The sequence below is a fragment of the Geobacter psychrophilus genome, assembly GCF_056821595.1.
On record NZ_JBXDTU010000004.1, the window covers coordinates 425,920 to 439,877 of the forward strand.

Below are 13,958 nucleotides of genomic sequence, written 5' to 3' on the forward strand. Positions count from 1 at the left end.
CTATTGAAGGGATCCTTCTCGCCGCGCGTACCGAAAAGCATATGCGCTACCATTTTATCGCGGCAGTGCTGGTCCTGCTGGTGGCGCTGTTTTTACGGGTATCACTGGTCGAATTTGCCCTGCTGGCGCTTTCGATACTGCTCGTATTGTGCGCCGAAATGATCAACACAGCGGTGGAGGCGGTGGTAGACCTGGTGTCGCCGGAATTCCACCCTTTGGCGAAAATAGCCAAGGACACCGCTGCCGGGGCGGTTCTGCTGGCGGCATGCGGCGCAGGCATCACCGGGTATCTGATTCTGGCGAAGTATGTACTGCCGAAATATGGAGAGGTGCTGCACATGCTGGGAACACAATCCGACCTCGGCACCATGGTCTCTATCCTGATCGTCATCATTGTCGTCATCATGATCAAGAGTCTGAGCGGCAAAGGCACACCATTGCACGGTGGATTTCTCAGCGGGCATGCCGCCGTGGCCTTTTCCATCGCCACGGCGGTCTCACTTAACACGGGCGATCCGCTCATTTCGCTGCTGTGTATTGCGATGGCGATTATGGTCAGCCACTCGCGACTGTTGATGAGGATCCATACGACACGAGAGCTGGTACTGGGGTCACTGGTCGGATCCGGCATCACCATCCTTGTTCTGCTGGCGTTCAAAAACATGGGATAACAATAACAGGCTGAAGGCTTTCGTCACAACGCCTTCGGGCTCAACACCCAAGTAGTTGCCTGGAATTATTAGCAAGTTAGAAGTTATCCTGTTTATCAGGGTTACGGAGGATATGAACAGTGGAAGAAGGCGGCAGTAGAAAATCCGGATTTATAGAACTGGTCAGCCGGCTTGTGAACGGTCGTAAAAAAATCACCGCAGATGAAATCCACGATTTTATTGAAGCCACTGAAGAAGAAGGACTGGTCAACGAAGAAGAGAGCGAAATGATCCGCTCGATTTTTTCGCTCGGTACAACGGTCGTGCGCGAGATCATGATTCCCCGCACCGTTATGGCCTGCGTTTCCGTGGAAGCAAACATACGCGAAGTCCTGGATACGATCATCTCCTGCGGCCACTCCCGCATCCCGGTGTATGAACATACCATCGACAACATAATCGGACTGCTCTACGCCAAAGACCTGCTTAAATGCTGGGGGGAACAGGAGGATCACGTTTCAGTGCGTGCCACCATGCGGCCGCCCTACTTCATCCCCGAGACCAAGAATCTGGAGAAACTGCTTCAGGAGTTCAAGCGCAAGCGTGTCCACCTGGCGATCGTCATTGATGAATACGGGGGCACCTCCGGACTGGTCACCATCGAAGACCTGCTGGAACAGATCGTGGGCGACATCCAGGATGAATACGACCGCGAAGAAGCCCTTTTTTCCGTTAACAGTGACGGCTCCATCACTGCCGATGCACACATGCCGGTCGAGGATCTGGAAGAGTACTTCTCAATCCAGATCGAACGGGACAAATTCGACTCTGTCGGCGGCCTGATATTCCATCTGACCGGTAAGATCCCCACGACTGGTGATATCATCGAAGGCGCGGGGCTGCAGTTGACCATTATCGATGCCGATGAACGCCGGATAAAACGGATACACATCGCCCGTAGCGGCGGTTCCGGGGACACACAGCAGGACAACGAATGACCGCACGCTTGACCGCTCTGTTCGATCGAAACGGGCTCCTGGCCATGGCCTCCGGTGCGCTGATCGCCCTTTCCTTCCCGAACAGCGGCCTCTCCTTCCTGGCTTGGATCGCTCTGATTCCGCTTTTGATCGCACTTGAGGGCAGCACCCCACGAACCGCGTTCCGCCTCGGCTTCACCTGCGGTCTGTGTGCCTACGCCGGCATTCTGTACTGGATCAATATCCTCATGACCGTCTACGGGCATCTGCCCTGGGCAGCAAGCATACTGCTCTACCTGATCCTGGTGGCCTGGCTGGCCCTGTTCTACGGATTGACGACTCTGGTGGCACGCTCCGGCGAGCGCGTCGGCATCAAGACAGCCTTCAGCCTGCCGGTCATCTGGGTGGCCGCAGACCTTGTGCGCTCTTTCCTGATGACCGGATCCCCCTGGGCCATGCTGGGACACTCCCAGTACCGAACCCTGCCGTTGATCCAGATAGCCGACATCTGCGGGGTCTTCGGCATAACCCTGCTGATCGTTCTGGCCAATGTGGTCCTGTACCGTGCCATGCGGGCTATTTCAGGCGCCGGAGTCCCCTACCCGGTCAAAAGCGCCCTGCTGCTCCTGATCCTTTTTATTGCAACGCTCTTCTATGGCTTCAGTCGTTTAAACGCCGGAACCGCCAAGAGTGCCGCTCCGCTGAGAGTTGCCGTCGTGCAGGGCAACATCCCCCAGGATGTTAAATGGAGCCCGGCCTTTCAGGACAAGACCATCGCCATCTACGAACGCCTGACCCGCGAAGCGGCAAAAAACGGCCTTGACCTGATTATCTGGCCGGAGAGCGCTGTTCCGTTCTTTTTTCAGGACGAACCTCAGCAGGCCGATCGGATCAGGAACCTGGCCCGGGAACTGTCAACCAGCATGATCATCGGCAGCCCGGCCCACGAACTACGCTACGGCAAGCGTGTATTTCTGAACAGTGCCTTCATGATTTCGCCCAGCGGTGAAACCACCGGCAGAAGCGACAAAATCCACCTGGTTCCCTTCGGGGAATATGTACCTCTTGGTCGCTTTTTCCCGTTCATCAACAAACTCGTTGTCGGGATCGGCGACTTCACACCCGGTGAGCAGGCGGTACCGTTGACGGCAGGCCAGACCCGGATCGGAACACTGATCTGCGCCGAGGCCATCTTCCCGGAACTGGGTCGGCTGTATGTCAACAACGGGGCCCGCATCCTGGCAAACATCACCAATGACGCCTGGTTCGGTCGATCTTCTGCACCCTATCAGCACCTGTCCATCGCCGCTTTCCGGGCCGTGGAAACCCGCACTCCCATGGTGCGGGCCGCCAACACGGGTGTCAGCGCCATCATCGATCAAAACGGGCATATCAGCAGTATGACGAGTCTTTTTACAGAAGGTTATCGCACCGGAGAGGTCATACCCGGTAGCGGCGACTCGATCTACCTGAAAATCGGCGATGCCGGTGCCTGGCTCTGCGTACTGCTGACGGCCGGGATTGCCTTGCTGGGCTGGCTCAAACGAAAGTCTTTTTCCGAATAGCCCCATTAATTTAACCGTCTGACATTACTGAAGGAGTATGACAATGTACCGTGAAGAAAAAGCCCGCCTGAATGACTATGAAGAACGTATCGCCAAACTCCGGGGGTCTCTTTGACGTAGAGACCAAGCGTGAGTCAATCCAGGAAATCGAATCGATCATGGCTGTTCCCGGCTTCTGGGATGACTCCGGAAAGTCCCAGCATATAATCAAAGAGCGCACGGGCCTGGAAAAAATCGTCCAGATGTGGGACGGCCTCAGCAAGCAGCTTGAAGATGTGCGCATCATGATCGAGTTGGGCGAAGAGGCGGGGGACGAGGAAACGCTGGCAGAAGTTGCCCAGATGAATGACCGCCTGCAGCAGGGGGTCGAGGCGGCCGAGTTTCAACGCATGCTCTCCGGCCCGCATGACCGCAATTCCTGTTTTATCACCATAAATCCCGGAGCAGGCGGCACCGAGTCCCAAGACTGGGCCGAGATGATCCTGCGCATGTACCTGCGCTACTGCGAGAAAAAGGGGTGGAAAACCACGATCACCGAATTTCAGGCCGGGGAAGAGGCCGGGCTCAAATCAGCAACCTTCAACGTCAGCGGTGAATACGCCTACGGCTACCTCAAGGCGGAAGCCGGCATTCACCGCCTGGTGCGCATTTCACCCTTTGACAGCAATGCCCGCCGCCACACCTCCTTCGCCTCCATGTACGCCTTCCCGGAGATTGAAGAAGAGGATATCGATATCAAGATCAGTGACACCGATCTTAAGGTGGATACATTCCGCTCCGGCGGCGCCGGCGGCCAGCACGTCAACACCACCGACTCGGCCGTCCGCATTACCCATCTTCCATCCGGCATCATTGTCGCCTGCCAGTCCGAGCGCAGCCAGATATCGAACCGGGCCACCGCCATGAAGGTTCTGCGCTCCAAGCTGTATGAGCGCGAGGTGCAGGATCGCAAGGACAAGGCCAACGAAATTGCTGAAGAGAAGAAGGAGATCGGCTGGGGGAGCCAGATCCGTTCCTATGTACTGCACCCCTACAAGATGGTCAAGGACCTGCGCACCGGAGTCGAAACCGGCAACCCCGATGCCGTCCTGGATGGCAATCTGGAGGATTTTGTGGTGGCCTATCTGATGGGCGTCAGGCGCAACGTCAGTGACGTGGAATAATCTCAAAATGTGCTTTACTCAATTCATACCTTGTGGATATTATCAGCCTATATGAAACGTTACCTACTCACAATTACCCTGTTGCTGCTGGCATATGCGCTGCCGGCCTTTGCCACTAAAACGAACGCCATCACCCGCCTGGGCTTCGCCATCCAGATGGGTGCCTTTGCCGATGTCAAAAACGCGGAGCGCTTTACCGCCAGACTGCAGTCCAAGGGGCTGGATGCCTTCTACTTCCGCAAGGACAACGGTGTCTACGCCGTACGCTTCGGCGACTTTCCCAGCAAGGACAAGGCCCGGGCTGTCGCCAACCGGCTTGTGGCAGACCGCCTGATTGATTCCTACTACATCGCCCCGCCCAATGAGGTTGTATTCTCCAAGCCGCAGGGACCGGGCTGGCAGAAGGCACCGCCGGAAGAGATCAAGTCCCCACCGGAAACAAAACGCCCTGTCAAAAGTAAACCGGCTGAACCCGATGTAAAGCCTCAACACAAGGCGACCGCCAAGGACACCAGGGACATGGGCGCCATTGCAGCCCGAACAGCCGAACGCTTCGTGGGCATCCCCTACCGCTGGGGCGGGGAGAACGTGGTTGACGGCATGGACTGCAGCGGCTTTGTACGGGCGGTCTACAACCTGTGCGGACTCAGCATCCCCCGCACCTCGCGTGATCAGTACAAGGCCGGTGAACCGGTCGTTAAAGAAGACCTGCGGGATGGAGACCTGGTCTTCTTCGGCTCCTCGGAGGAGAACATCAACCACGTCGGAATATATGTTGGCGGCAGCAGGTTTGTTCACGCACCCAAGCGCGGCGAGGAGATTCGCGCAACTTCGGTTGATGAAAGCTATTTCGAGAAACGCTTTGTCGGCGGGCGACGCTATTTTCAGTAAACATTTTGTGTTCCCGCTTGGGGATACGTTTCAGAGGAGATTCAGACCATGGCAATTATCAGACCGTTTCATGCCCTCCGGCCTCCCATCCATCTGGCTCCGCGTGTGGCCTCACTCCCCTATGATGTCATGGATGTGGAAGAGGCCCGTCAGATGGCCTCAGGGAACGCAGACAGCTTCCTGCACGTATCCAGGCCTGAGATAGACCTGCCACCTGCAGTTGATCCGCATGCAGATGAGGTCCACCAGCGCGGCAGGCAGAATCTGGACGCATTCCAGACAAACCGTGTGCTGAACCGGGAGGTTGTCCCCTGTTATTACATCTATCGCCAGCGCATGGGCTCCATCGTACAGACCGGCCTGGTTGCCTGCGCCTCCGTGGACGATTACCAGAGCGGCGTCATCAAAAAACATGAACACACCCGGGCGGACAAGGAAGAGGACCGTGTCAAACATATCGACTGCCTTGACGCCAACGATGAGCCGGTTTTCTACATCTTCCGCAATCAACCGCAGGTTGAGGAGATCCTGGCCAGTGTCATCAATGAGCGCCCCGAGTACGACTTCAGGACCCCGGACGGTGTTTCCCATTCCTTATGGGTACTGGCCGATACTGAATTAATCCAGCATCTGACCGCATTATTCGCCGATATCCCGCGACTGTATGTTGCTGATGGACACCACCGCAGCGCAGCGGCTGCCAGGGTGCGGGATATCCGCAAAGCAACCAACCCGCAGCACACGGGGAATGAGGAATACAATTTTTTCCTGACCGTCATCTTCCCCGAAAGCCAGCTCAACATCATGCCGTATAATCGTGCGGTCCGGGACTTACACGATAACTCCATAGCTGAATTTATCGTCAAAGTCAGGGCGATCTTCGAGGTCACGCCCGCATCCACCCCTGTCATCCCAACAGAGCGGCATCACTTCGGCATGTACCTGGATGGCAGCTGGTATCACCTGCATGCGCGCCAGGACCTCATCAATGAAAAAGACACCGTTGACCGCCTGGATGTCTCGATTCTGCAGAACAACCTGCTGAATCCGCTGCTCGGGATCCACAACCCCCGCACCGACACGCGCATCCACTTTGTGGGCGGCATCCGCGGCAACGACGAGCTGGTCAAGCTGGTCGACTCCGGCGAGTACGCCGTAGCCTTTGCCCTGTTTCCGACCTCCATCCGTGAACTGATCGAACTGGCAGACCAGGACCAGATCATGCCACCCAAATCGACCTGGTTTGAACCCAAGCTGCGCAGCGGCCTGTTCGTACACCTGCTGAGCTAGGCTTCAAAAAGACATCGAATGCACCAACGCCCCGCATTCCTTATTGGAAGCGGGGCGTTTTTTTACGGAACAACACGAATACATGGTCAGTACTTCTCGAAGCCCCGGTAGGGACCATATTTACTGCGCAACTCGGAATAACGTTTTAACGCCTGAACAGAGCTGTCGGGGTCGCGCTTGATAGTATACAACTTGGTCAGCATCAACCAGGCCACACGATTTTCCGGATCGACCGCAACAGCCCTGTTCCAGAGAGCTGCATCATTTCGCCAGTACAGGGTTTGCTTAAAAGCAAGGACCGGCAAGGCCAGCATGATGATGACAACAACACAGCGATATGGGCGCAGACACCGGAGGGGGATCACCTTCTGCAGGTGCATTGCACCGATGACACCGAGTACGGCAAATCCCAGAAGCGGGGTGTAAAGGTAGCGGTCATGTTTCAGGGTAACAAGCGGCACGAACTGCAGCACCGGAACCAGGGCAATGAAAAAGAGCGCGTACCAGAAAGCAAAGGGTCGTGCAGTGCGAAAAAGGCGGACTCCGAGGGCCGCCAGCAACAACAGTGCAGCCAGCGCCGCAGCAAAAGCTGCGTCAGGATGGTGCCTGATGGGTGCCATGTAGTACGGGATGAGTTCGAAGGGCCAGAAGCAGTCTCGAATATAGCCCAGCAGTATCGGCACCATGGTGTAGAACGTTGCCAGGGGGGAGCCGCCGGGGTAGTCGCGTCGGCCACCGCCCGCTTCCTGACTCTGGCTGAGCATGGCCATGACTGCAACGGCAGCGGCAACAGCAATAAACGGAATTTTATCGAGCAGCCGGCGCGAGGTTGAGCGCGGTCCACACCGGTCATAGGTCAGATCGTAGAGCACGATTACCGCGGGGAAAATGACCGCGATGGATTTGCTGAGCAGTGCCGCGGTAATGCTGACCAGCGAGAGCAGATAGCAGCGGGTACGATTGGCCTGTTGCTTCGCATAGGCCTGATAGCCAAGCAAGGCAGTGAGAAAGAAAAACAAGGCCAGCAAACTTTTACGCTGAGATACCCAAGCCACGGATTCAACCTGGACCGGGTGCAGGAGAAAAATCCAGGCCGCTGCGCAAGCCTGCCACTCGCCCAGAGAAAGACGTCGCAGCAGCGTGTAGAACAGGAGGCCGTTTGCCAGGTGGATCAGGACATTTTCCAGGTGATAACCGGCAGGGTGCAGCCCCCACAGAACGTGGTCGATCATATAGGACAGGATATGCAGCGGAGCATAATTGCCAAGATAGTAGTCGCTGAATGCCTGTTTGAGATGGAAGAGAGTGAACCCGTTTATGGTCTCGTTGGTGGTCACGTAGCGCCAGTCATCCCAAGTAGCCAGCAGCTCAAAGGTGCCGCTGACGGCATAGACCGCAATGGTGGCAATGACCAGAAGCAGGGGGGCGAAAAGGCTCTTTACACTAGCGGATGGGCTGGAACCCAGATTTTTGTTTCCTCGTTCAGTCATATTCTCTTTATCTGCATAACGTTGGAGATCTGTGGCCGAACGGTCCATATCGAATCTACGGCTCCTCAAGCGAACTGCGCCATTACCCTTTATACACGAGCACTCCGTAACGTCACGACAAATATTCAGCTACAATCGCTTCGCCCCGCTTCACTTGTCCCATCACCTTCCGACTGATTTTGCGATTATCTTTTCTGATCAGTTCGACCAGACGCATGATACGTTTGGCCTCGGATTGATTGTCGTACCTGGCACTCCATACTACCATTTCAAAAAGCAGAGGAATAAGGTCCAACCCCTTTTCAGTAAGGGAATAGATGTCTTTCCTGCCATCGGTTTTATCTCCTTCACGTTGGAGAATACCTGCCTCAATCAGGTGGCCCAGGCGCGCAGCCAGGATGTTGGTAGAAAAACCCTCTTCCGATCTGAGGAACTCCCCGTAAGTCCGCTTCCCTCTAAAAATAATGTCTCGAAGGATCAGCAGTGCCCAACGGTCACCAACGGCCTCAAGAGCATAGTTAACAGGGCAGTGTGATCGAAGCGTATTTTTTCCCTTTTTCATACCCCCATACTAAATAACTCGCTTGCATTTTGCAAGCAACAATACAATAATGTATCTAACAGGAGGTGGTTATAATGGTAGACATAATTCATCGTATCGGAATCAAGTCCCCTGCAACTCAAGTCTATAACGCCTTAACAACCCTGGAAGGTCTGGGGCACTGGTGGACCGAGGATGTTCAGGGTGATGCCCAGGTCGGAGGAAAGATCGCATTCAGCTTTCGGTCACCGACAGGCGAGCTCCTGGGCGGGATGGTTATGGAAGTGCAAGAGCTGGGCGATAATAAAAACGTTCGCTGGCGCTGCATAGAGGGGCCGGCTGAATGGGTTGGAACGGACATTACCTTCCAACTGTCAGAGCAGGACAACCAGACGATTGTCCTCTTCGGACACAGGAACTGGCGTGAGGCTGTTGAGGCAACATATCACTGCAGCATGAAGTGGGCCACATTCCTTTTGAGCCTGCGTGAATATGTAGAAACAGGCAAAGGGAAGCCTGCACCCCATGATCTGAAGATTGATAACTGGAATTAGCATCCCCCTTCCGGTTATCGGTCAAGCTGTATGCGGACATATTTTCCGGGTGCGCAACATCAAAGCGGCTCTATTTATAATGATCTTAACAAAAAAAAGGCTGCCATCCAATCGATGGCAACCTTTTTTATGGTACAGAAGAGTCCGCTGATTACCCATGTTCAGAGATGGTGCGTGATTTTTGCCGGTCGCGTTGAAATGGGAGCTGTTATACCATTGCAGGCTCTGCAGGACGTGCTTCGTCAGACATCGGTTCCACAACATCCTGTACAGGCTCTTCAAGACTGACCCGCCCCAGTTTCCCCGCCCGCAATTCCCGCAGGAAGGCCTCGGCAGCCCGGTGCATATCGATTGCCCCGCCAGCAACCAGGCATCCCAGGCAGCGACCGATGGCCTCGATCAATGCGGTCGGATTGTCGGGGAACGCTTCCAGTTTGTAGCGTTTCTTGAGCAGTTCGGGATAGCGCCGCATCATGAACTCACCGGCAAAAAAACCGACCGTGGTGCAATCCATGGCATTGGCCCCGATGGCACCGCTGGTGGCCAGGCGATAGGCACCATCCTGGTCGCTCATATCGGGCCACAACACGCCGGGGGTATCGTTCAGTACGACCCCGTTTTTCAGATCGATCACCTGGGTCGTGGTAGTTATGGCCGGCTTATCACCCACCTTGGCCATGCTCCGGCCTGCCAGGGTATTGATCAGGGTTGATTTGCCCACGTTGGGGATACCGACTACCATGACGCGCACCGGAAAACCGGGTTTACCGCGCTTCGGCGCCAGAAGCTGACAGAGCTTGATCAGCTGTTTGGTCTCGGCATGCTGCTTGGCTGACATGGGCAGGGCACGGATACCGGCCTGCTGCTCGAACAGGCGCACCCAGGCCTTGGTGACAACCGGGTCTGCCAGGTCATGCTTGTTGAGCACCTTGATCCAGGGTTTGGTTCGTCGCAGATTCTCAAGCTGGTGGTTGGAGCTGGACTGGGGCAGGCGGGCATCAATTACCTCGATCACCACATCGACCCGCTTGATCAAATCACCAATCTGCTCCAGGGCCTTGCCCATATGTCCGGGATACCATCTGATTGTCATATGTGTATTCTTTCCTTCTGTTGAAATATATGCGGTCATACAGTACCATAAAACTGCCACCTGCGAGACTACTATCTGAACCCGGGTAACAGATTGAGCTGTAAATCTGCTTGAACATCAATGCAGTAGCGGATATTCTTTGAAATGTTCATGTATGTCACCACCACACGACCGACAACCGCAGGGAGGTTTCAGATGCTGGAGCGCGCCGCAGGGATCATCAGGGAGGCAGAGGTCTTCGTCATTACTGCCGGAGCCGGTATGGGCGTTGATTCCGGGCTGCCGGATTTTCGCGGCGACCAGGGCTTCTGGCAGGCCTATCCGTCGTACGCCCGCCTGGGTCTGTCTTTTGTCGATTGCGCCAACCCGCAACATTTCCGGCGTGATCCCGCCTTCGGCTGGGGCTTCTACGGGCACCGCACCAACCTGTACCGCAGCACGGTCCCCCATGAGGGTTTCCATATTATCCGGCGCTGGATCGAACGCAACCAGGCTGACTACTTCGTGGTAACCTCCAACGTGGACGGCCAATTCCAGAAGGCCGGCTACGCCGATGACCGGATCGTGGAGGTGCACGGTTCCATTCACCACCTGCAGTGCCAGACCCCCTGCAGCCACTCCATCTGGCCCAATGATGAGATCATCCCGGTGGATGAAACCAGAATGCGTGCCAGTCACACCCCCCGCTGCCCTGCCTGCGGAGAGGTCTGCCGCCCCAATATCCTCATGTTCGGTGACTGGTCCTGGCTGCCGGACCGCACCCGCATCCAGGAGCACCGTTTCGACAGTTTCCTGGCTGAAAACGCCAGCCGACGTATGGCAGTCATCGAAATGGGCGCCGGCAGCGCCATCCCCACCATTCGGGCCACTTCGGAGCGCATCGGCTGGAACCTGGAGCATGCCACGGTCATCCGCATCAATCCCCGTGAGCCGGACATAAAAGCGCCCCACATTTCGATGCCATGCGGGGCGCTGGAGGGGCTGCAGAAGATTGATGCACTATTGTAGCTGACGACACAACAGCGCTGTTTTCTGTACATTTTGTCAGAAACTGAAGCGATTCACCATCCTGGTCAGCTTTTCGACCTGCCCTTCAAGATTTTTCGCAGCTACCAGGGACTCGGCCGCTCCTTCGGCATTATTGTCCGTAACCATACTGATCTGCACGGCTGTCTTGCTGATCTGCTCCAGGCCGGTCGTCTGCTCATGGATATTGGCGGAGATATCATCGGCAAACACGCTGAGGGCATGGGCTCCCTGTACGGCGCCCTCCAGTTGCCGATCGATTTCCTGCGAGAGCAGTACCCCGTTTTTGGAAAGGGATGCGGATGATTTGGTGAGGGCACTGGTCTTGTTAGCGGCGTCGGCCGACCGGACCGCCAGATTGTGGATCTCGTCGGTCATGCCCTTGAATTCATTGCCGGCCCCCTCGACATGGGCTGCTTCGATGGCGGCATTGACCCCCAGCAGGTTGGAAAAGCGGGCAATGCTCATCAGATTGGCAATCAGATCACCGAACTCCTCCTGTTGATCAGGATTCATCTTTTTCTCGAATTCCTTCATGGCATGCGCCGTATCGGAACATTGCCGTGAAAGCTTACGGATCTCCTGGGCCACAACCCCAAATCCCCCGGCCGAGATGCGCATCCTGACGGCCTTTTCCACGGCACCGGCGGCCAGTGATCCGGTTTCCTTGGCTATGCCGTCTATCTCGTTGGCAATCGATGTTGTTTTATCGGCCGCACCGCTGATATCACCCATGGAGGCCACCATGCGGTTCATGGATTCCTTGGCCTGCAGGATGGCATCACTGGCCAGTTTGGCATTGCCATGGGCCACTGTTGTGCTTTTGGCACTATGGCTGGCACTTTCCGACAGCGCGGCCAGGCTCATGGAGGCTTCGTTCAGCTGTACGCTCTGATCCTCGGCGCCCTTGGTGACCACCGAGCTGATGCGGGTGATCTGTTTGCCGACCTCCGAGACCAGCCCGACCGTCTCCGACACCTGTGAGATGGATTCATGCAGCGAACCGGCCGTGGCATTCATCGCCTTGCGGATGGCGGCATGCTCTCCCCGGTATCTGCCGTTCATCCTGGCTTTCAGGTCATAGTGGGCCAGCCGTTCAAGCACTGCACCGGCCTCATTGATAGGGGCGATGACTGCGTCCAGCGCCGTATTCATACCGCCGATCAACTCTTTCCAGATCCCTTCGTAATCCCAATCATTGCCGCGGGTCTTGAGCTTGCCCTGGCTGATGCTGCTGATCAGGTGCTCGGTCTCGCCATGCATGCCGTACAGGATCGCCAGCAGCGTATTGATATTCTGCTTTATCTTATGGTATTCGCCCTGGTAATCGTCAATCACGAAGGGCGGAAGCTTGCCATGGGCGATTTCATCCAGGGCATTCCCGGCCAGCCGCATCGGGGAAACCAGGGCATCTATCATGTTATTGATCAGAAGGACGGTTTCGGCATCTTTCCCTTTCAACCCACCGGCATCACCCCGGGAGTCAAGCTGTCCGGCAACCATCGCATCGGATAACTGCTTAACCACGTCATACACAGCTGAGCTCATGAGTGCCCCCCATTATTTCTTGTACCGTCGTCACTGCCACAGCAATAGCGGCCTGAACCTCTCGGGTCATATGTTCCCTGGTGCGATTGAAACAGCGCCCCTCGATTCCGACCAGGGTAATATGTTTCGGCATTTCCTGCGGATACAGCAGGGTGCCGATTTCTATGGTCTCGCGCAATCCCAGGCCGTGGGCCGAGATCTCGGTGCTGCTGCGTGGCAGCGCATCCCAGGGAAGCATATGGACCGTGCCCGGATCAGCTCCGAACTGGACGGCATCGACAACGATCATATCCGTTTCGCCCTGCAGCAGCGGCAGCAGATCTATCCCTCCGACACCGCAGAACTCCAGCCGGGCATCGCAGCCGGCCAGCCGGTTGTATACCTCGAAGCCGACCGCATCATCGGCGATCAACTCGTTGCCGATGCAGATGATTATTGTACGGCGGTCTGCAGACGGCACTCGGCACCTGTGGAGACAAACGTCGACTTGACCGGCCTGCAGAACAGACCATTGACGATGCCGTCGAAATAGGAATGGAACAGATGACAGAGCGCCCCGCCCGGCTTTATCTTCCGTGCAGTGCACATATCCCTGATGATGCAGGACTTGAACAACAGACCTTCGTCATCCAGGGTAAAGTCAAATCCGGCATGCATCTGTTCCTTCAAGGCCGCCACAATATCCTGCAGTGTCGGGTCTGTCAGGTGGATCGGGAGTTTACTGGCGGTATCACGCCCGGCGATCCTGCCGACCGGCGCCGTGTTGCCACCCATGATATTGTCTATGGTGCTGGCAAAGGCATCCAGCAGGAAGGCAACTTCCACTGTCGCCTTCTGGTAATCTTCCGGCGAGAGGTCGAGCACATACGGGGAGTCTGTCGTGTTCATAGGAACTTACCCATCCTTTGGCAGAATTCGGCATCGCGGTAAAAGTTTTTAACGGCATGGTAATCCGTGTGAGTGATGGCGTTGGAAGGACAGATATAGGCGCAGGAAAGACAGGCGATACAGTCTTCGGCATGCGTGACCAGGCAGAGCCGCTTTTCCGCATCCAGCTCGAAAACCTTGGTCGGGCAGATATCGATACACAGTTCGCAGCCCCGACAGGATTGCTCGTGAACAGTTATCTCCAGTGACATGGCGCTTACCTCCGGTTAGCGGCAGTTATTG

The 13,958-nt window shown here is 56.0% G+C and carries 15 protein-coding genes; 8 read left to right on the plus strand and 7 right to left on the minus strand.

Translation table 11 applies throughout. The annotated features are described in order from the left end of the window. Window positions 1-2: 2 nt before the first annotated feature. The 6 genes from ACOCF6_RS04105 (at window position 3) to ACOCF6_RS04130 (ending at window position 6,536) form a co-directional block, all read left to right on the plus strand. Window positions 3-671 (plus strand): diacylglycerol kinase, encoded by a 669-nt coding sequence (locus ACOCF6_RS04105; RefSeq protein WP_482463264.1) that lies wholly within the window; start codon window positions 3-5, stop codon window positions 669-671. Between the two features lie 119 nt (window positions 672-790). Then, window positions 791-1,648: a hemolysin family protein gene (locus ACOCF6_RS04110; protein WP_482459118.1), complete on the plus strand. Its 858-nt coding sequence runs from the start codon at window positions 791-793 to the stop codon at window positions 1,646-1,648. After that, window positions 1,645-3,192: an apolipoprotein N-acyltransferase gene (lnt, locus tag ACOCF6_RS04115; RefSeq protein ID WP_482459119.1), complete on the plus strand. Its 1,548-nt coding sequence runs from the start codon at window positions 1,645-1,647 to the stop codon at window positions 3,190-3,192. Before ACOCF6_RS04110 ends, lnt begins: the two co-directional genes overlap by 4 nt. 43 nt (window positions 3,193-3,235) lie before the next feature. After that, window positions 3,236-4,355, plus strand: a protein-coding gene (gene prfB, locus ACOCF6_RS04120) for a peptide chain release factor 2 (RefSeq protein WP_482459120.1) whose coding sequence is annotated in 2 segments (ribosomal slippage) — window positions 3,236-3,304 and window positions 3,306-4,355 — 1,119 coding nt in all. Because the reading frame shifts where the segments join, the coding sequence is not laid out codon by codon here. Between the two features lie 51 nt (window positions 4,356-4,406). After that, window positions 4,407-5,246, plus strand: coding sequence for an NlpC/P60 family protein (locus ACOCF6_RS04125; RefSeq protein WP_482459121.1), 840 nt, complete (start codon window positions 4,407-4,409; stop codon window positions 5,244-5,246). A gap of 48 nt (window positions 5,247-5,294) precedes the next feature. Continuing rightward, complete coding sequence (locus tag ACOCF6_RS04130; protein WP_482459122.1) at window positions 5,295-6,536, plus strand: DUF1015 domain-containing protein; 1,242 nt, start codon at window positions 5,295-5,297, stop codon at window positions 6,534-6,536. An 86-nt stretch (window positions 6,537-6,622) separates the two neighbouring features. Here the strand turns inward: ACOCF6_RS04130 and ACOCF6_RS04135 are convergent, their stop codons facing one another. Both ACOCF6_RS04135 and ACOCF6_RS04140 read right to left on the minus strand, forming a co-directional pair. Continuing rightward, window positions 6,623-8,026: a hypothetical protein gene (locus ACOCF6_RS04135; protein WP_482459123.1), complete on the minus strand. Its 1,404-nt coding sequence runs from the start codon at window positions 8,024-8,026 to the stop codon at window positions 6,623-6,625. 112 nt (window positions 8,027-8,138) lie between these two features. Further along, window positions 8,139-8,588 (minus strand): winged helix-turn-helix transcriptional regulator, encoded by a 450-nt coding sequence (locus ACOCF6_RS04140; protein ID WP_482459124.1) that lies wholly within the window; start codon window positions 8,586-8,588, stop codon window positions 8,139-8,141. A 74-nt stretch (window positions 8,589-8,662) separates the two neighbouring features. Here ACOCF6_RS04140 and ACOCF6_RS04145 point away from each other — a divergent pair, with 74 nt between their 5' ends. Further along, on the plus strand, window positions 8,663-9,121 hold the full coding sequence (locus tag ACOCF6_RS04145) for an SRPBCC family protein (RefSeq protein ID WP_482459125.1): 459 nt from the start codon (window positions 8,663-8,665) through the stop codon (window positions 9,119-9,121). A 208-nt stretch (window positions 9,122-9,329) separates the two neighbouring features. On the opposite strand, the gene ylqF is transcribed toward ACOCF6_RS04145, so the two are convergent. After that, window positions 9,330-10,214, minus strand: coding sequence for a ribosome biogenesis GTPase YlqF (gene ylqF, locus ACOCF6_RS04150; RefSeq protein WP_482459126.1), 885 nt, complete (start codon window positions 10,212-10,214; stop codon window positions 9,330-9,332). 195 nt (window positions 10,215-10,409) lie between these two features. Here ylqF and ACOCF6_RS04155 point away from each other — a divergent pair, with 195 nt between their 5' ends. Beyond that, window positions 10,410-11,222: an SIR2 family NAD-dependent protein deacylase gene (locus ACOCF6_RS04155; RefSeq protein WP_482459127.1), complete on the plus strand. Its 813-nt coding sequence runs from the start codon at window positions 10,410-10,412 to the stop codon at window positions 11,220-11,222. A gap of 36 nt (window positions 11,223-11,258) precedes the next feature. Here ACOCF6_RS04155 and ACOCF6_RS04160 read toward each other — a convergent pair whose 3' ends face one another. From ACOCF6_RS04160 to ACOCF6_RS04175, 4 genes are read right to left on the minus strand one after another with little or no spacing between them, the layout of a single operon-like run. After that, window positions 11,259-12,788, minus strand: coding sequence for a methyl-accepting chemotaxis protein (locus ACOCF6_RS04160; RefSeq protein ID WP_482459128.1), 1,530 nt, complete (start codon window positions 12,786-12,788; stop codon window positions 11,259-11,261). Further along, window positions 12,769-13,248, minus strand: coding sequence for a hydrogenase maturation protease (locus ACOCF6_RS04165; RefSeq protein ID WP_482459129.1), 480 nt, complete (start codon window positions 13,246-13,248; stop codon window positions 12,769-12,771). The genes ACOCF6_RS04160 and ACOCF6_RS04165 overlap by 20 nt, the downstream gene beginning before the upstream one ends. Next, entirely contained in the window at window positions 13,221-13,676 is a 456-nt protein-coding gene (locus ACOCF6_RS04170) for a hypothetical protein (RefSeq protein ID WP_482459130.1), read from the minus strand. Before ACOCF6_RS04170 ends, ACOCF6_RS04165 begins: the two co-directional genes overlap by 28 nt. Further along, window positions 13,673-13,927 carry a 4Fe-4S dicluster domain-containing protein gene (locus tag ACOCF6_RS04175; RefSeq protein WP_482459131.1) on the minus strand — a complete coding sequence of 85 codons (255 nt, stop codon included), beginning with the start codon at window positions 13,925-13,927 and terminating at the stop codon, window positions 13,673-13,675. Before ACOCF6_RS04175 ends, ACOCF6_RS04170 begins: the two co-directional genes overlap by 4 nt. Window positions 13,928-13,958: the final 31 nt, after the last annotated feature.